At 62.1% G+C, this 22,884-nt stretch carries 27 protein-coding genes and 1 tRNA gene; 18 read left to right on the top strand and 10 right to left on the bottom strand.

What is annotated here, in order from left to right:
- Positions 1–81: 81 nt before the first annotated feature.
- The 7 genes from ribH (at position 82) to NKI52_RS26360 (ending at position 6,258) form a co-directional block, all read left to right on the top strand.
- Positions 82–576, top strand: a complete 495-nt coding sequence (gene ribH, locus NKI52_RS26390; RefSeq protein ID WP_352449305.1) for a 6,7-dimethyl-8-ribityllumazine synthase — start codon at positions 82–84, stop codon at positions 574–576.
- Positions 573–1,073 carry a transcription antitermination factor NusB gene (nusB, locus tag NKI52_RS26385; protein ID WP_352571464.1) on the top strand — a complete coding sequence of 167 codons (501 nt, stop codon included), beginning with the start codon at positions 573–575 and terminating at the stop codon, positions 1,071–1,073. The genes ribH and nusB overlap by 4 nt, the downstream gene beginning before the upstream one ends.
- The gene (locus NKI52_RS26380) at positions 1,070–2,287 is read left to right on the top strand and encodes an MFS transporter (RefSeq protein ID WP_352525292.1); all 1,218 of its coding nucleotides are present in this window, start codon (positions 1,070–1,072) and stop codon (positions 2,285–2,287) included. Before nusB ends, NKI52_RS26380 begins: the two co-directional genes overlap by 4 nt.
- 159 nt (positions 2,288–2,446) lie before the next feature.
- Positions 2,447–3,358, top strand: coding sequence for a glycine betaine ABC transporter substrate-binding protein OsmF (osmF, locus tag NKI52_RS26375; protein WP_352571463.1), 912 nt, complete (start codon positions 2,447–2,449; stop codon positions 3,356–3,358).
- A 43-nt stretch (positions 3,359–3,401) separates the two neighbouring features.
- Entirely contained in the window at positions 3,402–4,577 is a 1,176-nt protein-coding gene (locus tag NKI52_RS26370) for an ABC transporter permease (protein WP_352571462.1), read from the top strand.
- Entirely contained in the window at positions 4,574–5,512 is a 939-nt protein-coding gene (locus tag NKI52_RS26365) for an ABC transporter ATP-binding protein (protein WP_352571461.1), read from the top strand. The genes NKI52_RS26370 and NKI52_RS26365 overlap by 4 nt, the downstream gene beginning before the upstream one ends.
- Positions 5,509–6,258 carry an ABC transporter permease gene (locus NKI52_RS26360; protein WP_352456588.1) on the top strand — a complete coding sequence of 250 codons (750 nt, stop codon included), beginning with the start codon at positions 5,509–5,511 and terminating at the stop codon, positions 6,256–6,258. Before NKI52_RS26365 ends, NKI52_RS26360 begins: the two co-directional genes overlap by 4 nt.
- Positions 6,259–6,285: 27 nt before the next feature.
- Here NKI52_RS26360 and NKI52_RS26355 read toward each other — a convergent pair whose 3' ends face one another.
- Positions 6,286–6,519, bottom strand: a complete 234-nt coding sequence (locus NKI52_RS26355; protein ID WP_023674502.1) for a hypothetical protein — start codon at positions 6,517–6,519, stop codon at positions 6,286–6,288.
- A 79-nt stretch (positions 6,520–6,598) separates the two neighbouring features.
- Here NKI52_RS26355 and NKI52_RS26350 point away from each other — a divergent pair, with 79 nt between their 5' ends.
- Together NKI52_RS26350 and NKI52_RS26345 are read left to right on the top strand one after the other, a co-directional pair.
- Positions 6,599–7,099, top strand: a complete 501-nt coding sequence (locus tag NKI52_RS26350; protein ID WP_352571460.1) for a DUF2165 family protein — start codon at positions 6,599–6,601, stop codon at positions 7,097–7,099.
- Between the two features lie 255 nt (positions 7,100–7,354).
- Positions 7,355–9,496 (top strand): sodium-translocating pyrophosphatase, encoded by a 2,142-nt coding sequence (locus NKI52_RS26345; protein ID WP_352456590.1) that lies wholly within the window; start codon positions 7,355–7,357, stop codon positions 9,494–9,496.
- 124 nt (positions 9,497–9,620) lie between these two features.
- Here the strand turns inward: NKI52_RS26345 and NKI52_RS26340 are convergent, their stop codons facing one another.
- Positions 9,621–10,154 (bottom strand): outer membrane protein assembly factor BamE, encoded by a 534-nt coding sequence (locus NKI52_RS26340; protein ID WP_352449315.1) that lies wholly within the window; start codon positions 10,152–10,154, stop codon positions 9,621–9,623.
- 114 nt (positions 10,155–10,268) lie between these two features.
- On the opposite strand from NKI52_RS26340, the gene NKI52_RS26335 reads away from it, so the two are divergent.
- The 7 genes from NKI52_RS26335 to NKI52_RS26305 all read left to right on the top strand — a co-directional run bounded on the left by NKI52_RS26335 (position 10,269) and on the right by NKI52_RS26305 (position 15,203).
- Entirely contained in the window at positions 10,269–10,808 is a 540-nt protein-coding gene (locus tag NKI52_RS26335) for a ubiquinol-cytochrome C chaperone family protein (protein ID WP_352456591.1), read from the top strand.
- 40 nt (positions 10,809–10,848) lie between these two features.
- On the top strand, positions 10,849–11,397 hold the full coding sequence (locus NKI52_RS26330; protein ID WP_352571459.1) for a YceD family protein: 549 nt from the start codon (positions 10,849–10,851) through the stop codon (positions 11,395–11,397).
- Positions 11,398–11,520: 123 nt separating this feature from the next.
- Positions 11,521–12,591 carry a phosphate acyltransferase PlsX gene (gene plsX / locus NKI52_RS26325; RefSeq protein ID WP_352449317.1) on the top strand — a complete coding sequence of 357 codons (1,071 nt, stop codon included), beginning with the start codon at positions 11,521–11,523 and terminating at the stop codon, positions 12,589–12,591.
- A 9-nt stretch (positions 12,592–12,600) separates the two neighbouring features.
- Entirely contained in the window at positions 12,601–13,572 is a 972-nt protein-coding gene (locus tag NKI52_RS26320; RefSeq protein ID WP_023674509.1) for a beta-ketoacyl-ACP synthase III, read from the top strand.
- A 103-nt stretch (positions 13,573–13,675) separates the two neighbouring features.
- Positions 13,676–13,999, top strand: coding sequence for an integration host factor subunit alpha (locus NKI52_RS26315; RefSeq protein WP_023674510.1), 324 nt, complete (start codon positions 13,676–13,678; stop codon positions 13,997–13,999).
- A 245-nt stretch (positions 14,000–14,244) separates the two neighbouring features.
- The gene (locus NKI52_RS26310; RefSeq protein ID WP_023674511.1) at positions 14,245–14,787 is read left to right on the top strand and encodes a MerR family transcriptional regulator; all 543 of its coding nucleotides are present in this window, start codon (positions 14,245–14,247) and stop codon (positions 14,785–14,787) included.
- A 74-nt stretch (positions 14,788–14,861) separates the two neighbouring features.
- Complete coding sequence (locus tag NKI52_RS26305; protein ID WP_023674512.1) at positions 14,862–15,203, top strand: hypothetical protein; 342 nt, start codon at positions 14,862–14,864, stop codon at positions 15,201–15,203.
- Between the two features lie 127 nt (positions 15,204–15,330).
- Here the strand turns inward: NKI52_RS26305 and NKI52_RS26300 are convergent, their stop codons facing one another.
- Positions 15,331–15,522, bottom strand: a complete 192-nt coding sequence (locus tag NKI52_RS26300) for a hypothetical protein (protein WP_352700272.1) — start codon at positions 15,520–15,522, stop codon at positions 15,331–15,333.
- 317 nt (positions 15,523–15,839) lie between these two features.
- Here NKI52_RS26300 and NKI52_RS26295 point away from each other — a divergent pair, with 317 nt between their 5' ends.
- Both NKI52_RS26295 and NKI52_RS26290 read left to right on the top strand, forming a co-directional pair.
- A complete protein-coding gene (locus NKI52_RS26295) occupies positions 15,840–16,118 on the top strand; it encodes a helix-turn-helix domain-containing protein (protein WP_352456593.1) in 279 nt (92 codons plus the stop codon).
- A gap of 119 nt (positions 16,119–16,237) precedes the next feature.
- Positions 16,238–16,696, top strand: coding sequence for a YbaK/EbsC family protein (locus tag NKI52_RS26290; protein WP_352700271.1), 459 nt, complete (start codon positions 16,238–16,240; stop codon positions 16,694–16,696).
- 38 nt (positions 16,697–16,734) lie between these two features.
- On the opposite strand, the gene NKI52_RS26285 is transcribed toward NKI52_RS26290, so the two are convergent.
- From NKI52_RS26285 to NKI52_RS26255, 7 genes are all read right to left on the bottom strand, one after another.
- Positions 16,735–16,929 (bottom strand): hypothetical protein, encoded by a 195-nt coding sequence (locus NKI52_RS26285; protein ID WP_023674517.1) that lies wholly within the window; start codon positions 16,927–16,929, stop codon positions 16,735–16,737.
- A gap of 167 nt (positions 16,930–17,096) precedes the next feature.
- Positions 17,097–17,330 (bottom strand): hypothetical protein, encoded by a 234-nt coding sequence (locus NKI52_RS26280; RefSeq protein WP_352471996.1) that lies wholly within the window; start codon positions 17,328–17,330, stop codon positions 17,097–17,099.
- A gap of 791 nt (positions 17,331–18,121) precedes the next feature.
- A tRNA-Pro gene (locus tag NKI52_RS26275) sits at positions 18,122–18,198 on the bottom strand.
- Positions 18,199–18,234: 36 nt separating this feature from the next.
- The gene (locus NKI52_RS26270) at positions 18,235–19,524 is read right to left on the bottom strand and encodes an O-antigen ligase family protein (protein WP_352571458.1); all 1,290 of its coding nucleotides are present in this window, start codon (positions 19,522–19,524) and stop codon (positions 18,235–18,237) included.
- Complete coding sequence (locus tag NKI52_RS26265) at positions 19,521–21,056, bottom strand: undecaprenyl-phosphate glucose phosphotransferase (protein WP_352571457.1); 1,536 nt, start codon at positions 21,054–21,056, stop codon at positions 19,521–19,523. The genes NKI52_RS26270 and NKI52_RS26265 overlap by 4 nt, the downstream gene beginning before the upstream one ends.
- 116 nt (positions 21,057–21,172) lie before the next feature.
- Positions 21,173–22,297, bottom strand: a complete 1,125-nt coding sequence (locus NKI52_RS26260; RefSeq protein ID WP_352471992.1) for a glycosyltransferase family 4 protein — start codon at positions 22,295–22,297, stop codon at positions 21,173–21,175.
- A 12-nt stretch (positions 22,298–22,309) separates the two neighbouring features.
- On the bottom strand, positions 22,310–22,873 hold the full coding sequence (locus NKI52_RS26255; RefSeq protein ID WP_023674625.1) for a polysaccharide biosynthesis/export family protein: 564 nt from the start codon (positions 22,871–22,873) through the stop codon (positions 22,310–22,312).
- Between the last annotated feature and the right edge of the window lie 11 nt (positions 22,874–22,884).

Here is a 22,884-nt window from a genome sequence, read left to right as displayed (position 1 = left end):
CCTTGAAAGTTCCTTCGGCAATCTTCCGCTTGCGATCAAACCGGCTTCGGCCTAAGTCACCGGCGATCCCCGGAGACATCTATGGCAGGCACATCCCAACACGGCAAAGCGTTCATCCGTCCGAAGAAGAAGGCCCACCTTCTTGTCATCGAGGCGCGCTTTCACGACGACCTTGCCGACGCGTTGCTCGAAGGCGCGACAAAGGCCCTCGAGGAAGCGGGCGCGACATACGATGTCGTCACTGTTCCGGGCTCGCTCGAAATCCCGGCGGTGATTTCCTTCGCGCTCGACGGTGCCTCCGAAGGCGGGACGAACTATGACGGCTTCGTCGCCCTCGGCACGGTGGTCCGCGGCGACACCTATCATTTCGATATCGTCGCCAATGAATCCAGCCGTGCCCTGATGGACCTGTCCGTGCAGGATGCGGTCTGCATCGGCAACGGCATCCTGACCACCGAAAACGACGAACAGGCATGGACGCGAGCAAGACGTTCGGAAGGCGACAAGGGCGGCTTTGCGGCGCGTGCGGCGCTGACCATGATCGCTCTAAAGGAACAGCTGGGAGAGCGAACGTGAGCGAACCCGCTTCGCCCGGCCAGCCTGCGGTTCGCCATGCCAACAAGCGCGGTGCTGCCCGTCTGGCCGCCGTGCAGGCGCTCTACCAGATGGACGTCGCCGGCAGCGGTGTGTTTGAGATCACCGCCGAATACGAGGCGTTCAGGCTCGGCAAGGAAGTCGATGGCGCGCTCTATCGCGAAGCCGATGCGCAGTGGTTTCGCGCCATTCTTGCCGGCGTTGTCGAGCACCAGAAGACCATCGATCCAGTCATCCGACAGGCGCTGACCGAGGACTGGCCTCTGTCGAGGCTCGATTCGACGTTGCGCGCCATATTGCGCGCCGGCGTCTACGAGCTGATGCAGCGCGAGGACGTGCCGGTGGCGGTCATCGTCTCCGAATATGTCGACATCGCCAAGGCATTTTACGAAGAAGACGAGCCGAAACTGGTCAATGCGGTGCTTGATCGCGTGTCGCGCCGGGTGCGTGGCGAGGGCCGGGGCAAGGACCCCTCATGACTGCTGTCGTCGCCGTTGAGGCGGGCAAGGAAGCGCGTCGCACCGCCTTCATCCTCGCAGCCTCGCAGGCGATCATCGGCTCGGCCGCACCCATCGCCATTTCCATGGGCGGATTGGCCGGGCAGTACCTGCTCGACGCTGACAAGTCGCTGGCAACCGCGCCGATCACCGGCTTCAATGTCGGCGTGGCGCTCGGTTCCCTGCCGGCCGCGGCGATCATCCGCCGGCTCGGCCAGCGCGACGGCTTCATGACCGGCACAGCGGTCACGGCGCTTGGCGGGCTGGTCGCCACGCTGGCGCTGTTTCATGCCAGCTTCTGGCTATTCGCTTTCGGCTTGGCCGTGATCGGCATCGGAGGCGCCTTCGTCCAGCAGTTCCGCTTTGCCGCCGCCGACAATGCGCCGCCTGAATTCAAGGCGCGCGCCATCTCCTTCGTGCTGGCCGGCGGCATCGTCACCGCCATACTCGGGCCGCAGATCGTCATCTTCACCGGCGACCTGTTCTCGCCGGTGAAGTTTGCCGGCTCGTTTGCGTCCATCCTGGTGCTGGCGGCGGTCGGCGCCGCCATTCTCTCTTTGTTGCGCATCCCGGCCAAGGCAACCGACAAGGTGGAAATCGCCGACAGCGACGCCCGGCCGCTCTCGGAAATCGTCACCAGGCCGCGCTTCGTCGCAGCGCTGTTTTGCGCCGTCGGCAGCTACGCGCTGATGAGCTTCGTCATGACGGGCGCGCCGCTGGCCATGGTCGGCTGCGGCCTTTCGACCGACGACGCCACGCTCGGCATTTCCTGGCATGTGATGGCGATGTTCGCGCCGAGCTTCTTCACGGGGTCGCTGATCTATCGCTTCGGCGCTGAGCGGATCGTGGCCATCGGCCTGGTGCTGCTGATTGGCTGCGCCATAGTGGCGCTGTCAGGGTTGGCACTGTGGCAGTTCTGGACGGCGCTGATCCTGCTCGGCCTTGGCTGGAACTTCAGCTTCATCGGTGCCACCGCCATGGTGGCCGACAGCTACCAGTCATCCGAAAAAGGCAAGGTCCAGGGTTTTCACGATTTCGTCCTGTTCGGCTCCGTCGCCTTCGCCTCGCTGATGTCGGGGGCGGTCTACAATGCCTGGGGCTGGGAGATGTTGAACTGGATGATTTTCCCGGTCGTCGTGCTGTGCTTCGTGGCACTGGGCGTGTTGAAGATGACGGGCTTGCGCGCGGCCAACTGACGTCACCCTGTCGGGACGTCGCGGCAGCGGATTCACTCACATCCGAACAAAATTATTGCGCCCATCCCCCCTCTTATGAAACCGTGTACCCCGACGGGGCATCGAAGCCATGCTCATATGCGGCAGCCGTATTCCGGTTCACAGCAAGGGATTTGTGAGATGTTTTCAATCAAGATTCTGGCCGGCGCTGTACTGGCGCTCGGAATTGCGTTGGCCTCGGCGAGTGCCCAGGTGGTGGTGTCGTCGAAGATCGACACCGAGGGCGGTGTGCTCGGCAATATCATCCAGCTGGTGCTGAACGCCAATAATATCCAGACTACCGACCGTATCCAGCTCGGCGGCACACCTGTGGTGCGCAAGGCGATTACAGCCGGCGAGATCGACATCTATCCGGAATACACCGGCAACGCCGCCTTCTTCTTCGAGAAGGCCGACGATCCGGTGTGGAAAGACGCCGCCAAGGCCTACGAGACTGCCAAGAAGCTCGACTACGACGCCAACAAGATCGTCTGGCTGTCACCGTCACCGGCCAACAACACCTGGGCGATCGCCCTGCGCAAGGAGGTCGCCGATACCAATAAGCTCGTCACCCTTTCCGACTTCGGCAAATATGTCTCGGGCGGCGGCAAGGTGGTGCTGGCGGCCTCCGCCGAGTTCGTCAATTCGGCGGCCGCGCTGCCCGCTTTCCAGAAGACGTATGGCTTCACGCTGAAGCCGGACCAGTTGATCACGCTGTCCGGCGGCGACACGGCGGCCACCATTGCCGCCGCAGCCAACCAGACCAACGGCGCCAACGCCGCCATGGTCTATGGCACCGACGGCGGCATCGCGCCCTCCGGCCTCGTCGTGCTTGAAGACGACAAGGGTGTGCAGCCGGTCTACCAGCCGGCGCCGATCATCCGCGAGGCGGTGCTGAAGGAGCATCCCGAGATCGAGACACTGCTGAAGCCGGTGTTCGCCAAGCTCGACCTTGTCACGCTGCAGGAGTTGAATGGCCGCGTGCAGGTCGGCGGCGAGCCGGTCAAGGGCGTCGCCGAGGACTTTTTGAAAAAGAACGGCTTCCTGAAGTAAGGCGATTCCGGCGCTCCGCTTTCGAGGTGCGCCGGATCGGCCGATGGGGGAGGGCGTGCGCATCCGGTTCGACAAGCTCGGCGTGGTCATCGCGGCGATATCAGCCTATGCGGCTTTTGCGGCACCATTCGCCACGTTCCGCGCCAATCGCATCGTACCCGGCGAGGCGCGCTCGATCCTCGAATCTTTGTCTGCGACGGTCGGTCCGCTGTTGATGGCGATTGTTGTCGCAGCGGCGCTCATTGCGCTGCTGAAAACGCCGCTTGCTCTGCGCCTCGCCGCCAGTGTGGTTGCGCTTGCAGCGCTGGCGCTGCTGATCGGCGTCGCCGGCAGTTTCCTGACACCTGCCGGCAACACCTTCGCCCGTATCTCGCCGGCTTCGGGCTTTTGGCTGCTTATCTTCGCCTTCACCCTTCTGCTCGCCGACGTGCTTACGCGGCTGAACCTGTCGCCGCAGGCACGGATCGGCGTGCTTGTTGTCGCCGCCGCGGCGATCGGGCTGCTGCTCGTCTCGGGAAGCTGGAATAGCCTGTCGATCCTCAAGGAATATTTCAATCGCGCCGATAGTTTTTGGGCGGAAGGCTCCAAGCACGTGACGCTGGCGCTGGGTTCGCTGGCGGCAGCGGTGATTATCGGCCTGCCGCTCGGCATCCTCTGCCACCGCGTCGAGAAATTGCGGGCCGGTGTGCTCAACGTGCTGAACATCATCCAGACCATTCCTTCGATTGCGCTGTTCGGCCTCTTGATTGCACCGCTCGGCTGGGTCGCTTCGCATGTGCCGGGAGCTGCCGCGCTCGGCATTCGCGGCATCGGCACGGCGCCGGCTTTCGTCGCTTTGTTCCTCTATTCACTGCTGCCGGTAGTGGCCAACACCGTGGTCGGCCTCGCCGGTGTGCCGCGTGCCGCCAACGACGCAGCGCGCGGCATGGGCATGACCGACCGCCAGCGGCTGTTCGGCGTCGAGTTTCCGCTGGCTTTCCCGGTGATCCTCACCGGCATCCGCATCGTGCTGGTGCAGAATATCGGCCTCGCCACAATTGCCGCGTTGATCGGCGGCGGCGGCTTTGGCGTGTTCGTATTCCAGGGGGTCGGCCAGACGGCGATGGACCTGGTGCTGCTCGGTGCTGTTCCCACGGTGGTGCTGGCCTTCGCCGCTGCCATCATCCTCGATGCAGTGATCGAAATGAGCGCCAGCAAGCGCAGGGTTGAAACGGCATGATCGAGATCGAAGGCATCACCAAGCGCTACGGCGAGACGACAGTCGTCGACGACGTGTCGATGGTAATCGAGCCGCGCAGCATCGCCGTCATCGTCGGCACCTCCGGCTCCGGCAAGACGACGCTGCTTCGCATGATCAACCGGCTGGTCGAGCCGACATCGGGCGTGATCAAGCTCGACGGCGTCGATAACCGCTCGGTCCCGGATTATGAGCTGCGTCGCAGCATCGGCTATGCCATCCAGGGCCACGGCCTGTTTCCGCATCGCACGGTGGCGCAGAACATCGCCACTGTGCCGGTATTGCTCGGCTGGGGCGCCAACCGCATCAAGGCCCGCGTCGACGAGCTGATGACGCTATACCAGCTCGACCCGCAAGCCTACGGGCCACGCTATCCGCATGAGCTTTCCGGCGGCCAGCAGCAACGCGTCGGCGTCGCCCGGGCGCTTGCCGCGGAACCCAACGTGCTGTTGATGGATGAGCCGTTCGGCGCGCTCGACCCGATCATCCGCAACAAGGCGCAGGAGGATCTGCTGGCGATCCAGAAACGCTTCGGCACCACCATCATCCTCGTCACCCATGACATGGAAGAGGCCGTTCACATGGGCGACAAGATCGCGGTGATGGATGGCGGCAAAGTAGTGCAATATGCCGCGCCGGCCGAGATACTGGCGAAACCGGCCAGCGCGTTTGTCGAGACCCTGGTTGGCGCCAGCGAAAAACCGTTCCGGCTGTTGTCGCTTGGCCGGGTGCGCGACGCGGTGGAAAAAGGCACGGCCGAAGGCGAGGCGATCCCCGGTGATGCCAGCCAACGCGACGCGTTGGCCGAACTCCTGTGGTCGGGCCGCCCGGCACTTCCGGTGAAAGATACTGACGGCAAATCGCTTGGCCGCGTCACTGTGGACGGGCTGGTTAAGCGCGCGGCGAGGCCGGCATGAAAGCCTGGCTTCCGTCGCTGCTCAGGCTTGCTTTGGTGGTGGTGCTTATTGCCTTCGTCGCCAATCCCGGCTGGTTCGAACCGCTGCTGAGGCCGCTGACAGAGAACAACGCGCCGGTAATCTACAATCAGGGCAGCCTGTTGACGTTGACGCTGCTGCATCTGCGGACCGTGCTGATCGCGACGGTTGCCGCGACGATCGTTGCGGTCGCGCTCGCCATTCTGGTCACCAGGCCAGCCGGCGCCGAATTCCTGCCGCTGTCGCGCAGCCTGGTCAATATCGGCCAAACCTTTCCGCCGGTGGCGGTGCTGGCGCTTGCCGTGCCGGCCGTCGGCTTCGGCGAAAAGCCGACGCTGATTGCGCTGTTTCTCTACGGACTGCTGCCGATCTTCGAGAATGCGCTGACCGGCCTGACGACGCTGCCGGCCAACGTAGTCGAGGCGGCGCGTGGCGCCGGCATGACCGGCTGGCAAAGACTGGTCAAGGTCGAGCTGCCGCTCAGCGCGCCGATCATTCTCGGTGGTATCCGGCTGTCGGTGGTGATCAGCCTCGCCACCGCGACCATCGGCTCGACGGTAGCGGCGAGGACACTGGGCGAGGTGATCATCGCAGGCCTGCTGTCGAACAACCTCGCCTTCATCCTGCAGGGTGGCCTGATCGTCGCCGCCCTTGCCGTGCTGATCTATGACGGGCTGTCGGCGGTCGAGCGCTATACCGCCCGGCGCATGGGACGCGAGCCCGAGTAGCGTCTCGGGGCGAAGTTCGGTCTTTTTTCAGTGGCCGGTCGACCGCGTCGGATGATCGAGCGTCAGTTCCAGCGTTGTGCCCGTCTCGCCGGTGATCCAGCGGCGGCGGATGATGGCGAAATCGTGCTGTGTGTCGGCTCTAACCACAGAGACCAAGTCGCCCACCGCGCAATCACTGTCGAGATCGAGGGCTTCGACAGTCTCGGCAATGTCTTGCTTGCCGGCATAATGTCTCGCAATGGCTGTGAGCACGATGATCACTGGCCCACCCGTTGCGCGATCTTCGGGACTCGGCGATTGATGAGTGCGATGCCCCGATCTTTCAGCAGGAGTTCTTGCCATGACCGCGCGTTTCTCCAAGATCGTCATGTGTTTGTGTCTGGCGGCTTTCGCCTTCCTCGTCGCCTTCGGCAACATCACCGATTACGGCTCAAACTTCGCCTTTGTCCAGCATGTGCTGAGCATGGACACGACCTTTCCCGGCAATGCACTGATGTACCGCTCGATCACCAACCCGGCCTTGTGGACGGCTGGCTACTGGCTGATCATCATTGGCGAGGCGCTGACCTGCCTGCTTTACCTAATCGCCGCCTGGCAACTCTGGCAGGCGCGCAACGCGAGCGGACAGGCTTTCAACGATGCCAAGAAGTTCGCCATCATTGCCGCCACAATGGGCTTCCTCATTTGGTATTTCGGCTTCATGGTCGTTGGCGGCGAGTGGTTCGCCATGTGGCAGTCTTCGATTTGGAATGGTCAGGAGGCAGCGTTCAAATTCTACATGACCATGCTGGTGGTGCTGGTCTTCGTCGTCCAGCCGGACGGCGACCCACGTAAAGCCTGACCGCCGTTCGCCGATTTCAACCGATCTAACCGGATGGCAGTGTCGACAGGCGCACACTGCCGTCCAGCCTTTTGGACGAAACCCGGGATCTTTTGGGCGAAAGCCGGACAGGAACGGAACAATATCTTGACGTTCCGAGCCCTGTTTCGCATAAGCCGCTGCGAAGGGACGGATTCCGGTTGCGGAAAATTCGTCCCCTGTCTCAACGGCCCGGGGAGGGGTTCTTTTGGGCCACCAATCGAGGAAAATTCGGCAATGACCATACTTTCAGCTGTCATCGCCTGCGGTCTGCTTTCAGTCCTTTACGCCATCTGGGCGACACGTTCGGTCCTCGCGGCCGATCAGGGCAATGCACGCATGCAGGAAATTTCCGCGGCCATCCGCGAAGGCGCGCAGGCCTATTTGGCGCGCCAGTACACCACTATCGCCATCGTCGGCGTCGTGGTCCTGCTGCTCGCCTGGTGGCTGCTTTCGATCACCGCCGCCATCGGCTTCCTGATCGGCGCCGTTCTATCGGGCGCCGCTGGCTTCATCGGTATGCACGTCTCGGTGCGCGCCAATGTGCGCACCGCGCAGGCGGCTTCCAACAGCCTCGCTGCCGGCCTCGAGATCGCCTTCAAGTCGGGCGCCATCACTGGCATGCTGGTTGCTGGCCTGGCCCTGCTCGGCGTCTCGATCTACTACCTGATCCTGACCCAGTTCATGGGTCTGCAGCCCGACGATCGCGTCGTCATCGACTCGCTTGTTTCGCTCGGCTTCGGCGCCTCGCTGATCTCGATCTTCGCCCGTCTCGGCGGCGGCATCTTCACAAAAGGCGCCGACGTCGGCGGCGATCTCGTCGGCAAGGTTGAAGCCGGCATTCCCGAGGACGATCCACGCAATCCGGCCACCATTGCCGACAATGTCGGCGACAATGTCGGCGATTGCGCCGGCATGGCCGCCGACCTGTTCGAGACCTATGCGGTGACGGTGGTCGCCACCATGGTCCTCGCCGCCATCTTCTTCGGTGGCACCGCCGTTCTCGGCGCGGCCATGCTCTATCCGCTGGCCATCTGCGGCGCCTGCATTCTCACCTCGATCGTCGGCACTTTCTTCGTCAAGCTCGGTTCCAGCGGCTCGATCATGGGCGCGCTCTACAAGGGCCTGATCGTCACCGGCCTGCTGTCAATTGTCGGCCTTGCCGTGGCCACCTCGGCATGCATCGGCTGGGGTGAGATCGGCACCGTCGCCGGCATGGCCATCACCGGCACCAACCTGTTCATCTGCGGCCTGGTCGGCCTTGTGGTGACCGGCCTCATCGTGGTGATCACCGAATACTATACCGGCACCAGCAAGCGTCCGGTGAACTCCATCGCCCAGGCCTCGGTCACCGGTCACGGCACCAACGTCATCCAGGGCCTCGCGGTCTCGCTGGAAGCAACGGCGTTGCCGGCGATCGTCATCGTCGGCGGCATCATCTCGACATACCAGCTTGCCGGCCTCTATGGCACGGCGATCGCGGTGACGACGATGCTTGGCCTCGCCGGCATGATCGTCGCGCTCGATGCCTTCGGCCCGGTCACCGACAATGCCGGCGGCATTGCCGAAATGGCCGGCCTTCCCAAGGAAGTGCGCCAGTCAACCGACGCGCTTGACGCTGTCGGCAACACCACCAAAGCGGTAACCAAGGGCTACGCCATCGGCTCGGCCGGCCTCGGCGCGCTGGTGCTGTTCGCGGCCTACTCTAACGACCTGAAGTTCTTTGCCGCCAATGGCGACAAATACCCGTACTTCCAGGGCATGGGCGACGTCTCCTTCGACCTCTCCAACCCTTACGTCGTCGCCGGCCTGATCTTCGGCGGCCTGATCCCGTATCTGTTCGGCGGCATCGCCATGACCGCCGTCGGCCGCGCCGCGGGTGCTATCGTCCAGGAGGTGCGCAAGCAGTTCCGCGAGGATCCGGGCATCATGGCCGGCACCTCGAAGCCGAACTATGCGCGCGCCGTCGACCTTCTGACCAAGGCAGCGATCCGGGAGATGATCGTTCCGTCATTGCTGCCGGTGCTGGCACCGCTGGTGGTCTATTTCGGCGTCCTCCTGATCTCCGGTTCGAAGGCATCCGCCTTTGCCGCGCTCGGCGCCTCGCTGCTCGGCGTCATTGTCAACGGCCTGTTCGTTGCCATCTCGATGACCTCCGGCGGCGGCGCCTGGGACAACGCCAAGAAGTCGTTCGAAGATGGTTTCGTCGACAAGGACGGCCTCAAGCACATCAAGGGCTCCGAAGCGCACAAGGCTTCGGTGACCGGCGACACGGTCGGCGATCCCTACAAGGATACTGCCGGCCCAGCGGTCAATCCGGCGATCAAGATCACCAACATCGTCGCGCTGCTGTTGCTGGCCGTTCTCGCGCACGGCTAAGCTCGGTCGCTATGGCCTTAAGACAAAAACCCGCGGGATCGCTCCCGCGGGTTTTTCATTGCCTGAGATATGCCGCTTACAGGGAAGCGAAAGGAACGGAAGGAAGCCGACACCCTCGGGCGGATCAGGAGCCGCCGAGCGTGCTGCCGCCGCTGGCGCCGGGAACACCAGGCGCCAGCTTGCTGGCGCCACTGATGATCTGGCTGAGGAAGTTCTGGTCCTTGCCGCCGGTCGGCGTGGTGCGCGAGATGAAGTCGAACACCTTGCCGTCCTTCAAGCCGTAATTGGCGATCTGGGTGACGCGCCCGTCATCGCCAAAATAGACCGCCAGCACATGCTGGTCGACCAGCCGCGGCTTGTCGAAGGCGACATAGCGCTTGCGCGTCTGAGAAATGTAATAAAAGGCCTCGTTATCGAAGGTCGCCTTGGTCGAGGGAGTGCCGAGCGCCAGCAGCACCTGTTCGCGGCTTGAGCCGACCGGCACCAGGTCGATCGCCTGCTGGTCGATGACGTAGCCTTGCGTCAGCGTCTCGCTCGGATTGAGATCGCCGATCATCTTGGACGAATTGCAGGCGGAAAGCGCCGCAGCGATCACCAGCAGCGAAACCGCACCGCCGGGCCTGGGCAGGAAAGTCGACTTGAATTTCAGCGCGCGCAACTACAACTCCATAAGCTGGCCGCAACTTGCGCTGGGCCGCAAAACCGGTAAACCAGCTTGCTTGCCGATGCAACAAGGCCACTTCAACAAACGGTCCCGGGAGACCACCCTCAAATGTTCCAGCGCCTCTTTGGCCACGAACGACATGCCAACCGCGCCATCACCGAGGCGCTTTACGCACAAATCGTGGCGGCGGCGCGGCAAACGGTGTTTTATTCCGCCTGGAACGTGCCGGACACGCCGCTCGGCCGCTTCGAGATGCTGTCGTTGCACATGTTCCTGTTCCAGCACCGGTTGCGCGGCGAGGGCGGTGCTGCGGCAGAGGTTGCGCAGGTGCTGATCGACGAGTTCTTCATGGATGTCGAACATTCGTTGCGTGAATTGGGCATTGGCGACGTCGGCGTGCCGAAGCGAATGCGGAAACTGGCGAAGATGTTCTATGGCCGTACCGCCGCCTATGATGATGCGCTGCAACGAAATGACCATGATGCACTCGCCGCCGCCCTTGCCCGCAATGTCAGGCCGGATGCCGGCGCCTGGCCGCAAGCGTCGCAACTGGCACTCTATGCCGCCGATGCATCAAGGCAACTCGCGGAACAGCCGACCGAATCGATCGTTTCCGGAACGGTGGCATTTCCCGTGGCCAACGCTTGAGCGACGGCAGGCCGATGAAGGTGGCGAAGTGGAGGCGAAGATGAAACACCCTGATACCCACAGCCCAGTGTCATTCCTGGCAAATGTCGCCCGGCTGCCGCAAAAGGGGCTGCCGGTGGTCATCGATGCCGACGCTGGGCAGCGCGCCCTGCTGGCCGTCGAGCACGAGCTGCTTTCGGTCGAGAACTATCGCGCCGAACTCCTGGTCGAGCCCTGGAAGCGCAACGGGGTGAAAGTCAGCGGCCATGTCGAGGCCGATATAACGCAGGCCTGCATCGTCACCCTCGACCCGGTCAAGGCGCATATCGATGAGCCGGTCGAAGCGCTGTTCCTGCCGGAGCAATCCAAGCTCGGGCGGCAAGGTTTCGACGGCGGCGGTGAGATCCTGCTCGACGCCGAAGGCCCGGACAGCCCGGAAACCTTTTCCGGCGATGCGATCGACGTCGGGGCGCTTGCCGAGCAGTTCTTTGGCTTGGCGATCGATCCATATCCGCGCAAGCCGGGTGTATCGCTGGAGGCCGCCGGCGATGCCGAGCCTGTGGAGAATGAATTCCAGCAAAAGCTCAGATCACTGTTGGGAAAATCCTGATAGCTGACCCAATTTGAGAAAAGTTGGTTGTGCGGCAGCCCAAAACCGTTATTTTCGCCGAACCTTCGCGAGCCCCGCACCTTGGCAAGCCCGCTGGCCAAGCAACCGTGAGATGAACACCGCGTGATCAGGATTTCCATCGATGCCATGGGCGGCGATCACGGGCCAAGCGTGGTCATCCCGGCGCTCATGACTGTCGCCACCCGCCGTCCGGATATACGCTTCGTCATTTATGGGCGCGAAGAAGTGGTACGGCCCGAACTCGCCAAATTCCCCAAGCTGGCGGAAGTGAGCGAGTTCATCCACTGCGAGATCGCAGTGCGGATGGACGACAAGCCGAGCCAGGCGCTGCGCCATGGCCGCTGGAAGTCATCGATGTGGAAGGCCGTCGAGGCGGTCAAGGCAGGCACTGCCGACGCCTGCATCTCGGCCGGCAATACCGGCGCGCTGATGGCAATGTCCAGATTCTGCCTTCGCACCATGGCGACCATCGATCGCCCGGCAATCGCGGCGCTCTGGCCGACATTGCGCGGCGAGAGCGTGGTGCTGGACGTCGGCGCCACCATTGGCGCGGATGCGCATCAACTGGTTGATTTTGCCATTTTGGGCACCGGCATGGCGCGCTCGGTTTTCGGCATCGAACGGCCGAGCGTCGGCCTGCTCAATGTCGGCGTCGAGGAGATCAAGGGCCAGGAAGAGGTCAAGGAGGCGGGTCGTATGTTGCGCGAGGCCAACATGGCCTCGATGAACTACCATGGCTTTGTCGAGGGTGACGACATCGGCAAGGGCAGTGTCGACGTCGTCGTTACCGAAGGATTTGCCGGCAACATCGCGCTGAAGACGGCGGAAGGCACCGTCAGGCAGATCGCCGGCTATCTGCGCGCGGCGATGAACCGGACGCTGATGGCCAGGATCGGCTATATCTTCGCCAAGACCGCCTTCGATCGCCTGCGCGAGAAGATGGATGTCGGCCGCTCCAATGGCGGCGTCTTCCTCGGATTGAACGGCATCGTGGTGAAAAGCCATGGCGGGGCTGATTCGGATGGCTTTGCGGCGGCGATCGAGCTTGGCTACGACATGGTGCGCAACAATCTGCTTGACCGCATCGAAGCCGATCTCGACCTGTTCCATGCCCGCAATCCGAATGCCCAGACAATCCGGAAATCCGACGTCGTCATCGACGCAAAGGAATAGGAAAGAGCATTGATCAGATCAGTCGTGCGCGGCACGGGCGCCGCGCTGCCCCGCCGCATTATGAAGAATGCCGATTTCGAAGGCATGGTCGAGACGTCGGACGAGTGGATCGTCCAGCGCACCGGCATTCGGCAGCGCCACATTGCGGCCGACGACGAGACGACGGCCTCGCTGGGCGAGGCGGCAGCGCGCGCAGCCCTCGACAGCGCCGGCCTGACGGCTGACGACATCGACCTGATCGTGCTGGCGACCTCGACGCCCAACAACACCTTTCCCGCGACCGCGGTCGAGATCCAGAACCGGCTCGGCATGCACCACGGTTTTGCCTTCGACCTGCAGGCGGTCTGCTCCGGCTTCGTCTATGCAGTGACGACCGCCGACCTCTATATCCGCGGCGGCTTGGCCAGACGGGTACTGGTGATCGGCTCGGAAACATTTTCGCGTATTCTCGACTGGAACGACCGCTCGACCTGCGTTTTGTTCGGCGACGGCGCCGGCGCGATGGTGCTGGAAGCAGGCACGGGGGCAGGCGGCATCGCCGACCGAGGCGTTCTGGCGGCCAGCCTGCGCTCCGACGGCATCCATAAGGACAAGCTTTTTGTCGACGGTGGGCCGTCGACCACCGGAACCGTCGGGCACCTCAGGATGGAAGGCCGCGAAGTGTTCAAGCATGCGGTCGGCATGATCACCGACGTCATCGAGGCGACGTTCGCACAGGCCGGCATCGGCGCCGCCGATCTCGACTGGTTCGTGCCGCATCAAGCCAATAAACGAATTATTGACGCTTCGGCCAAAAAGCTCGGGATAGAGGAGCGGAAGGTGGTGGTGACCGTCGATTTGCACGGTAATACCTCGGCGGCTTCCGTGCCGCTGGCACTGTCCGCAGCCGTCGCCGACGGTCGCATCAAAAAGGGTGACCTGGTACTGCTCGAGGCGATGGGCGGCGGCTTCACCTGGGGTGCCGTCCTGCTCCGCTGGTAAGTGCCGAACTATCGGGTTCGGGTCCTTGACCTTGACGGATCAATTACTTAGGTTCTGCCGTTGCTTGTATGATTTATGTTTTTGAGCTGATGGGACGGTTCGTATGGGGGGAAAGACACTTACGCGCGCCGACCTCGCTGAAGCCGTTTACCGCAAGGTTGGGCTGTCGCGTACTGAATCGGCTGAGCTTGTCGAGGCGGTGCTGAATGAGATCTGCGAGGCGATCGTTCGCGGCGAGACGGTGAAGCTGTCGTCCTTCGCGACCTTCCACGTGCGCTCCAAAAACGAGCGCATCGGGCGCAATCCCAAGACCGGCGAGGAAGTGCCGATCCTGCCGCGCCGGGTGATGACCTTCAAGTCGTCGAACGTGCTGAAGAACCGTATCCTGCGCTCCCATCAAAACAGCAAAGTCAAGGGCAGCAAGTAGCCGCCCAATCCCCCTTTGCCAAGAATCATGCCCCAGGCTTCGGTTGAAAAGCGAACCCTGCTTTTGCGCCGGGCTTGAATATTGTTTCATAAACCGCTGAAATAAGATGCGATTCGGTACGCCGGATCGGTATTTGGGTGTGATCCGTTCCGGCGGGACGGAAAGCTGCTCTCCTTGTTAAGCGTGATGTCGCCCGAACCCGGTTCCCGCCTTTCGCGATCATGCTCTAGCGTGAGGATTCGCCCATGGACAAGAGCCCTGATGCTTTCCGCACCATCAGCGAGGTCGCGGAGGATCTGGATTTGCCGCAGCACGTGCTGCGCTTCTGGGAGACGCGTTTCAACCAGATCAAGCCGATGAAGCGCGGCGGCGGCCGCCGTTACTACCGTCCGCAGGACGTAGAACTGATCAAGGGTATTCGTCATATGCTCTACGACCAGGGCTATACGATCAAGGGCGTGCAGAAGCTGTTGCGCGAGAACGGCAACCAGTTTCTGATCGCCGTCGGCAGTGGCGACATGGCGGCGGTCGAGGCGATCTCGCAGCGCCGACAGGCCGACACGGTACCGCTGACGCAAGCGGCGCAGCCGCGCGGCCCGGACGACGAAATGCTGGTTGGCCAGCCGAGGGTGAAACCCAGCCGTCGTTTTTTCGGTATAGGCAAGACCGACGAGGAAGGTCCGGTTCCGCCGGACACGTCAAAACTTTCCCGTGACAATCGCGCATTGCTGCAGGAGGCGCTGTTCGACCTCCTGGAATGCAAGCGCCTGCTCGATCAGGTTCGCTAGAGCCCGCCGGGCTGACCGGAACGGTCTTCAGGGTCATGCGTTAGGCTTCCTTCTACAGATGAAGGAAGCACGTCATGGCATCGCTTTCGAGCATCTCCGACACCGATCTGGACAAACAGGTCGCGGCCCTGACCAGGGAACTGGCCACCTTGAAGAAAGCCGTGTTAAAGCGGGGCGGCGCCTTTTACGAAGACGGGCGCGATACCGCGTCGGATTATTATTCGGATATCACTGAGCGCCTCGGCGACGCCTTGCCGGCAATCAGAAGGCAAGGCCGGGCGATCGAGAAGACCGCCCGAGATCACCCGGCGACGGCGGCCGCTGTCGGGCTGGTTCTGGTCGGGCTCGTCGCCAGTCTGTTCCTCGGCGGCCGGCAGCAACAAGCACCGCGAGCGCGTTCAAGATCGGCACGTTGAGATAAGCAAATGGCGGTGGTCAGCGGACCGCCGCCATTTTTCGCCGACACGGAAAGCCCGGCAAGCGCGCCGCCCTTGATCAAGCACCAGAACGCCCTGGTTGCGGGTTGTTCGCCCGAGGGTGTTTTCAGTACTTCTTCGCGACAACCTTCTTGTGATGGTGGCGGTAGTGGTGGACGCGGTGATGGTAGTGATGGCGGTGATGCTTCTTGACGGTGGTGTGCATCGTCGTTGCATTCGCGCTGCTTGCGCCGATGATCGGCATCGAGAGGGCAAGTGCGATTGCAAGTCCAAGGGCGGAGAGAAGAGGCTTGTTCATGACATCGTTTCCTTTTTGCGCAGGCGGAATTTGAGCGTCACTGATTCAGGTCGGTGACTCGAGCGCTGCGGTTGGGACTATCGCCTTGGAGTTTTTCGGCAGTTTTTCCGGCCTGTAGAATTTCGTTTCCGAACTGTGTCTGCTGACGATCCGGCCAGATGTCGGCGCGCCGGCATCCGCCATCCATTCCGGCGTCGGTTCACGATGCCGTGACGCTATCTTTGATGCTTGGCAAATCACCGGCGAGCGGGCATTCTCCCGATCGTCTCAGGCAACAACATGATTTGATCTAACTCTTTCATCCCACGGAGTTGCCAATGCCCCAAATAGCAAAACGCGAACCTTACTCCGAACTGGCGGCGAGCGCGGTTACGCCTGAACGCAGTGCCGTCCGAACCGCCCGGGAAGCCCGTGGATACAGCATCGAAGAGCTGTCCCTGGCGTGCGGGCTGGCAGCCTATGAGATTGCCGACATTGAAAGCGGCAAGGATGCCGATCCCTCGAAACGTCGGCGTATTGCCTCCGCGCTTCAACTTCCGGAAAGCGCTCTGTTTGACGAAGTCGTGTTGCCTGCCAAAAGGCGATCCGTGTCGTAGCGGCGTGTCATGCTTTTATTCCACGAGCTCGCCATGGGTCGCCCTGGCGGGCTTCGTTTTTTCGGCCACGTAGTGGACTTGCCGGCCGCCACGGCGACGCCAGACGGAAATTGCCGGAGATGAGCCTCGAATCCGTTCGCGCCTTTTTCGCCGCACACGCGCCCGAAATTGATGTCATCGTCACGGAGGCAAGCTCGGCGACGGTGCCTCTGGCCGCCGAAGCGCATGGCGTAGCGCCGGCGCAGATAGCCAAGACGATCTGCTTGCGCGCCGGCGACCAGACGATGCTGATCGTGGCCAGCGGGATCTCCAGGCTGGACAATCGCAAATTCAAGGACCGGTTTGGTGGCAAGGCGCGAATGCTGGACGCCGAGCAGGTGCTCGCCGCGACCGATCATCCCGTCGGTGGGGTGTGCCCGTTCGGCCTACCGGCGCCGCTCCCGGTCTACTGCGACATCTCGCTGCGCGCCTTTGACGAGGTCGTCCCGGCGGCAGGCGCGACGAATGCCGCCGTGCGGCTCAGCCCGCAATGCCTGGCCGAACTCGTCGACGCCGAGTGGGTGGATGTGTGCCAGTAGCCATTTATCCGGGTCGTGGGATCCGCTGGGCGTTACCGCTACTCGGTCTTCTGTGGCTCTTCTTTCTTGATCGTCTGAGCGTCCGTGACAGTCGACATATCTGCCTTCTCGACGCTTGCTGTCTTCGTCTGCGTGTCGACCGATGCCTGGACCTTGGAATGCGCGGGGCAATCCGCAGAGGCAGCTGATATGGACATGGTCAGTGCCGCGGCTATTGCGAGGAATGTCTTCATGATCATTCTCCTCTTTCGTTCGATGGGTAAAGTTAGCCCGTCCGGCACCGACCGCAAAATCACATTTGTTCACACGCGCTCCTGCGCAAACGGAAGCCGATGCTGGGCCAGTGATTCAGACGCTGGGCCAGTAATTCAAATGGCTGCGCGGATAGCCGCTTGCCGTATCAAGGCCCACTGGCTCCGGCCGGAGGATTTTTGGCGTTAAAGATCTCGCCGCTCAGAGCCAGTCTCAAATCTTCGGCGCTGAGCTGACCACTTTCAAATAAATCCATCACCCTGCGGCCGAGCACTTCTCTGCCCGGATCTCCATCAGCGAGGCCTAGTTCACGGCATCGGGCATCAAGTGCCTTGGTCAACATGGTCAGCTCGGCAGGACAGGCAACTCCTTGAAGCGACATTGCATCTCTCCCGAAAAGGGCGAAAGCGCGTGGCATCTTCGAAGCGTCCGCTCGCCCTTACAACTGCGGACGACGGCAATTCAACTAGAGCCAACCTTTTTCGAACTCAACATTCAAACGTACCAAAACGCCGCGCGCTCCAATGGGAGGATCCTGCTACAATACGGTATGGCCGTCCGAATAGCGGTTGTCCTCGCGCTTCTTTTCGCCTTCGCCTACGGTTTCGCAAAACTCGCGGAACATTATCGCAGCGTTGGCGACAGGCCCTCTCCGTGTGAAGAATTGCCCTATCCTGATTGTCCTGACCAAAAAGCTCCTCCCCGGGAAGAAACTGAGCCTTGAGCGCGCGCCTGTTCAGGCCAGGCCAGCCGTCGGGATTGAATTAGTTCTTTCCAACCGACGGTTGGTGGACGCATTGCAGCTGATGCGCCTAGGGTTCACTACGATCCGCGCGCACCGGGCATGCCCAACCCCCGAGTCACCCCTGCCTGATGCAAGGCGCCTGATCGAGTCCCGCCGTTCTGGCATGTGCGGCGGGACCTTTTCTTATTGAAGCTGGAATACGGGCTCACGATAAAGGTTGGCGTACGCAGCAAAGCTTACCTAGCCATTACCGCGCGGTTACTCGGTGGGCTTCTGGCTAGACGCCAGCCTCCGTGCCTCGCGCACGAGTGATGCGTGATCGGTTCCCTCGATGAGATCACGCGCCTGCGTATGTTGCGCTGGCTGCAGTGCGGCTATTGTCTGTACAGCCAGTTTGGGGGAAAACTGGCTAAGGCTTTGGATTTTAATGGTCGGAGTGGCCGGATTCGAACCGACGACCCCTTGACCCCCAGTCAAGTGCGCTACCGGGCTGCGCTACACTCCGGACCGGTCGCGATGTATCGTGATAGACCGGGTCCGGTCAACCGAATTCGGTTGCTGTCCTGCCTGAAGCAACCGCGACGGGGATTGCCGGTCGCTGCGCCGCCCGCAGCTGCCACTGGTGGCGGTATTCGAGCGCGATGGCACCCCAGATCAAGCCAAGCAGCAGGTAGACATGGCGCCAGTGGTCGATGTCGATGAAGGTGCCGAGCCCGATATTGCCGATGAAGGCGACGTAGGCGCATAGAAGATAAGGCTGCCACGGCCGGTCGCGCAGCAGAATGCGGAAGCCGGCGGCGATCGTCCAGCACGTCAGCGTCAGGAACGACACGAAGCCGAGCCAGCCGTAATCCATCAGCATCTTCAGCCAGATGTCGTGCGTGTCCTCGCCGAACATCTTGCCGAAGACGAGCGGGCCGATGCCGAACGGATGCTCCAGTGCCATCTGAAAGCCGATCGTATAGCGGGCGAAGCGGCCGAGCCGGGCGGTGTCGTAGCTTTGTTCGAGCTGTGCGCGGTTCGAGAACATCTCGGCGACGCCTGGCAGTTGCAGGATGACGATCATTGCGATGACCAGCAGTCCGACGGCGGCGATGGTCATGACGACGACGCGCAGCTTGAACTTGCCGCTGGCGCTCTGCAGGAACAAGGCACCGGTCAGCAGGATCGCCGAAACGGCGAACATGCCCCAGGCGCCGCGCGAAAAGGAAAAGAAGATGCCGGCGGTGATTATCAGCAACGGCACCGCCAATAGCGGCATGCGTGCGACCGAGCCGGTAAGCAGCAGGTAGAGCAGGTAGATGCCGGGCAGCACCAGGAACGGACCGAACACGTTCGGGTCCTGGAAGGCGCCGGCGGCACGGTCGTATTTGGTGAAGATCTCCGCTCCTGGAAAGGCATGGAAATAGCCGGCTATGCCGACCAGCGAAGTCAGCACTGCCGACACCACATAGGCGACGAAGATCACCCGGTAGAGACTGGGCTGGACGGCCGTCATCGAGGCGAAGAACACTGCGGTCAAGGCAAGGAACAGCGAGACTGCGAGATAGAGCGGCGTGCTGGCAAGGTCCGACATCTGCGTCATCGAGATCATGCCGCCGATATTCATGATCACCAGCAGCACCAGCAGCGGCACCGCCGCGCGCTGGATGCGCAGGCCGAACAAGGGCCACACCACGATCAGTCCGATCATATAGAGGTCGTATGGCGCCGGCTCGGCGATGACGAAACCGGACAGGAAGACGCCGAGGAAAACCGCCCCCGACACAATCAGTGCGATCAGCTTGGCGTTGACCGCCGCCGCCGGCAATTCGTAGGCCGTCGCGATCAATACGCGTTTTCCGTATTGAGCAGGCGGATCGGCGTCAGGAACAGGATTCTGAGGTCGAACAAGAGCGACCAGTTCTCGATGTAATAGAGGTCGTATTCCGTCCGCATGCGAATCTTCTCGTTGGTGTCCATCTCGCCGCGCCAGCCATTGATCTGCGCCCAGCCGGTCACACCGGGTTTGACCTTGTGGCGGGCGAAATAGCCGTCGACCACTTCATTGTAGAGGAGGTTGTGCGACTGCGCGGCAATGGCGTGCGGGCGCGGCCCGACCAGCGACAGCGAACCGAACAGCGAATTGAAGAACTGCGGCAGTTCGTCGATCGAGGTCTTGCGGATGAAGCGGCCGACGCGGGTGACGCGCGGATCGTTCTTGGTCACGGTCTGCTTCGCCGTCGGGTCCGCCTTGTCGGTATACATCGAACGGAACTTGTAGACGTCGATAATCTCGTTGTTGAAGCCGTGCCGCTTCTGATGGAACAGCACCGGCCCCTTGCTGTCGAGTTTGATCGCGATTGCGGTCGCCAGCATCACCGGCGAGAACACGATGATGCCGATGATCGAAAAGACAATGTCGAAGGCGCGCTTGGCGACCGAATCCCAGTCGTTGATCGGCTTGTCGAAGATATCGAGCATCGGCACCGAGCCGATGTAGGAATAGGCGCGCGGCCTGAACTGCAGCGCGTTCGAATGCGCCGATAGCCGGATGTCGACCGGCAGCACCCACAGCTTCTTCAATAACTGCAGCACGCGCGATTCGGCGGTCAGCGGCAGCGATACGATCAGCATGTCGATGCGCGCGATGCGGGCAAATTCGATGAGTTCGGAAATTGTACCGAGCTTGGGATAACCGGCGACAACCGGCGGCGACCGCTTGTCGCCGCGGTCGTCGAAGATGCCGCAGATGCGGATGTCGTTGTAGGGCTGCCTTTCGACCGAGCGGATCAGTACCTCCGCCGCCTTGCCGCCACCGACGATGACGGCGCGGCGCTCCATCCGCCCGTCGCGCGCCCAGCGCCGGATCAGCTTCGACATCACCAGCCGGAGACCCAGGATCAGCACGAAGCCAATAACGAACCACGTGCCGAAGAGCAGGCGCGAATAGTCTTCCGACATTTTCATGGTGAAGGCGGTGAGCGCCATCAAGGCGAAGGTTCCAGCCCAGACCAGCAGGAGGCGGCCGAAATTGGCGATCGGCCGCATCAGCGCGACAATCTGGTAGCAGTCGGTGACGTCGAACAGAACGACCGCCAGGAACGAGGTGGCGGCGATCGTCAGTGAGTATTGCCAGGCAAGATAGTTGAAAAAGCCGACATAATAGAAATAGACGGCAAGACCTGACACCAACAGCAGCGCGAATTCCACCATGCGCAGGACGCCGCTCACCATGATCGGCGACATCGTATCACGCCGGTATTGCGAGGCGACCTGGCGGGCAACATCGTTCATGCCGCCGGCCGTATTGTTCTCGGCAGGGGCGTCGAATTTGCGCACCGCGTCTAGCGAAAAACGGCGCGCTGGGTCGATTTCGTTCATGGGGCGTCCGCAGGTTTCCCTCAGGTGAATAGCAAAAGAGAGCTAAGAAACCCTTGAAACAACAGATGGCTTTGGAGACGCTTTCACCAGGAGCAGCCCGGTGGAAACCCGTTGCTCTATTTTTTGAGCGCGGCGAAATAAGCCTTTTCGATTTCGGCGGCCATTACATCGGCGCCGAAGCGTGCCTTGAGGTCGGCGAGGCCGGGCATCAGGCCTTTGTAGGTGTCGAGATCGGCCAATGCGGCGCTTATCTTGTCGCCAAGTTCGCGCGGGTCGGGCCGGATCAGGACCGGTGAGCCGGTGTCGAAGATTTCCGGTATGCCGCCGACCGCCGTCGCGATGATCGGCTTGCCGGCGGCGAGCGCTTCCAGAACTATATAGGGCATGGCTTCCGCGCGCGAGGGAACGACGACCAGTTCGGCGAGCCTGAAGGCGAGCCTGGCCGGCATCGGCGCCAGGAAGCTGACCTCGAGGCCGAGCTGATTCACTTGGGCGCGATAGCGCGCCAGGTCGTCGCCGTCGCCGACCATCAGCGCTTTCAATGGGCGGCCGAGCCGTGTCGCGGCTAGCCCCAGCGCATCGATGAAGATGTCCGGGCCCTTGAGGTCGCGCATCATGCCGATATAGAGGAGGTCAACCGCATTGTGCTCGGTCCGCACCGGCTCGAACTCGGCGGCGCGCAGGCCGTTGTGGACGAGAGCGTTCGGAATGGGCGGCTCGCCGACCTTCCTGCGATAAGTCCGCCGCTCATAATCGGAAACAAACAGCAGGCAATCGGTGAAGCGAGCCATGAAGCGCTCGAGCGCGAAGAACAGCTTCCCCATGGCGGTGGTCTCGTCATAGTGAAGCGAGCCGCCATGCGGCGAATAAAGGCGGGCTACGCGAGACCTGGATACCCGCAACAATGAGCCGAACAGACGGGCATAGGCGCCACCTTTGGCGCCATGCCCGTGCAGCACGTCCGGCCGCAATTCTTTTATGATCCTATAGGTGCGCCGGGCCGAGGCGAGATCGCCTGGCCCGACATGCCGCTGCATCGGGGTGCGGTGAATGCCGAGCGCCAGGCTGCCTTTCATCTGTTCGAACAGCCGTTCCTCGAAATCGCCGCCCGTCGTCGAATCGCAGACGATGCCGACGGCATGGCCGGCGGCGACCTGAGCCTCGGTCAGGTCGCGCACATGCCGGAAGATGCCTCCGACCGGTGAGCGAAAGCAGTGGACGATCCTGAGTGTGTCCGCCACTTTGTCAGCACATCAAAACAGGCGTTCGCGAACATAGACTGTATCGCCGGGCAGTAGCGGGTCGGAAGTCACCACGCGTCCGGTTATCACCTTGCCGTTGATGTCGCGGGTAATGTCGACGCTTTCCTGGTTGGCGCGTGGCGTGAACCCGCCGGCGATGGCGACGGCTTTCTGCACGGTCAGGCCCGGGACGTAGGAATACTGGCCCGCCGCACCCACTTCACCCATGACGAAGATCGGCCGGTAGCGATCGATTTCGACCGAAACATCGGGATCCCGCAAATAACCCTGGCGCAGTTTCTCGGCGATCTCGCTTTCAAGCTGTTGGGCGGTGTGGCCGCGCGCCGGCACGTTGCCGACGAGCGGCAGCGAGAGATAGCCGGACTGGTCGACGCTGTAGGTATTGGTCAGTCCTTCCTGCTCGAACACGGTTACGCGGACGCGGTCGCCGGCGCCGAGGCGATAGGGCTGGTCGAGAACTTCATGGAATGCGGCCGGCGTCGGCCGGTAGCTGGAGCAGCCCGAAAGCATCGATACGGCAAGCAGCGCGCGGAAAAGGGGAGCAGTGCTTTTCATGAGCGGACACG

This window comes from Mesorhizobium sp. M0590, from assembly GCF_040320905.1.
Lineage (GTDB): Bacteria > Pseudomonadota > Alphaproteobacteria > Rhizobiales > Rhizobiaceae > Mesorhizobium.
The sequence above is the reverse complement of the archived record's forward strand: the minus strand, read 5'-3'. Positions and strand labels throughout refer to the sequence as shown.

Bases quoted from the DNA above. Each gene is read 5' to 3' on its own strand.
- NKI52_RS26360 (WP_352456588.1), top strand. From the start codon at position 5,509: ATGAAAGCCTGGCTTCCGTCGCTGCTCAGGCTTGCTTTGGTGGTGGTG.
- NKI52_RS26345 (WP_352456590.1), top strand. From the start codon at position 7,355: ATGACCATACTTTCAGCTGTCATCGCCTGCGGTCTGCTTTCAGTCCTT.
- NKI52_RS26295 (WP_352456593.1), top strand. From the start codon at position 15,840: ATGCCCCAAATAGCAAAACGCGAACCTTACTCCGAACTGGCGGCGAGC.
- osmF (WP_352571463.1), top strand. From the start codon at position 2,447: ATGTTTTCAATCAAGATTCTGGCCGGCGCTGTACTGGCGCTCGGAATT.
- NKI52_RS26330 (WP_352571459.1), top strand. From the start codon at position 10,849: ATGAAACACCCTGATACCCACAGCCCAGTGTCATTCCTGGCAAATGTC.
- NKI52_RS26365 (WP_352571461.1), top strand. From the start codon at position 4,574: ATGATCGAGATCGAAGGCATCACCAAGCGCTACGGCGAGACGACAGTC.
- NKI52_RS26350 (WP_352571460.1), top strand. From the start codon at position 6,599: ATGACCGCGCGTTTCTCCAAGATCGTCATGTGTTTGTGTCTGGCGGCT.
- NKI52_RS26290 (WP_352700271.1), top strand. From the start codon at position 16,238: ATGAGCCTCGAATCCGTTCGCGCCTTTTTCGCCGCACACGCGCCCGAA.
- NKI52_RS26285 (WP_023674517.1), bottom strand. From the start codon at position 16,929: ATGAAGACATTCCTCGCAATAGCCGCGGCACTGACCATGTCCATATCA.
- NKI52_RS26305 (WP_023674512.1), top strand. From the start codon at position 14,862: ATGGCATCGCTTTCGAGCATCTCCGACACCGATCTGGACAAACAGGTC.
- NKI52_RS26335 (WP_352456591.1), top strand. From the start codon at position 10,269: ATGTTCCAGCGCCTCTTTGGCCACGAACGACATGCCAACCGCGCCATC.
- NKI52_RS26280 (WP_352471996.1), bottom strand. From the start codon at position 17,330: ATGTCGCTTCAAGGAGTTGCCTGTCCTGCCGAGCTGACCATGTTGACC.
- NKI52_RS26265 (WP_352571457.1), bottom strand. From the start codon at position 21,056: ATGAACGAAATCGACCCAGCGCGCCGTTTTTCGCTAGACGCGGTGCGC.
- NKI52_RS26310 (WP_023674511.1), top strand. From the start codon at position 14,245: ATGGACAAGAGCCCTGATGCTTTCCGCACCATCAGCGAGGTCGCGGAG.
- NKI52_RS26380 (WP_352525292.1), top strand. From the start codon at position 1,070: ATGACTGCTGTCGTCGCCGTTGAGGCGGGCAAGGAAGCGCGTCGCACC.
- NKI52_RS26255 (WP_023674625.1), bottom strand. From the start codon at position 22,873: ATGAAAAGCACTGCTCCCCTTTTCCGCGCGCTGCTTGCCGTATCGATG.
- NKI52_RS26300 (WP_352700272.1), bottom strand. From the start codon at position 15,522: ATGAACAAGCCTCTTCTCTCCGCCCTTGGACTTGCAATCGCACTTGCC.
- ribH (WP_352449305.1), top strand. From the start codon at position 82: ATGGCAGGCACATCCCAACACGGCAAAGCGTTCATCCGTCCGAAGAAG.
- NKI52_RS26370 (WP_352571462.1), top strand. From the start codon at position 3,402: ATGGGGGAGGGCGTGCGCATCCGGTTCGACAAGCTCGGCGTGGTCATC.
- NKI52_RS26315 (WP_023674510.1), top strand. From the start codon at position 13,676: ATGGGGGGAAAGACACTTACGCGCGCCGACCTCGCTGAAGCCGTTTAC.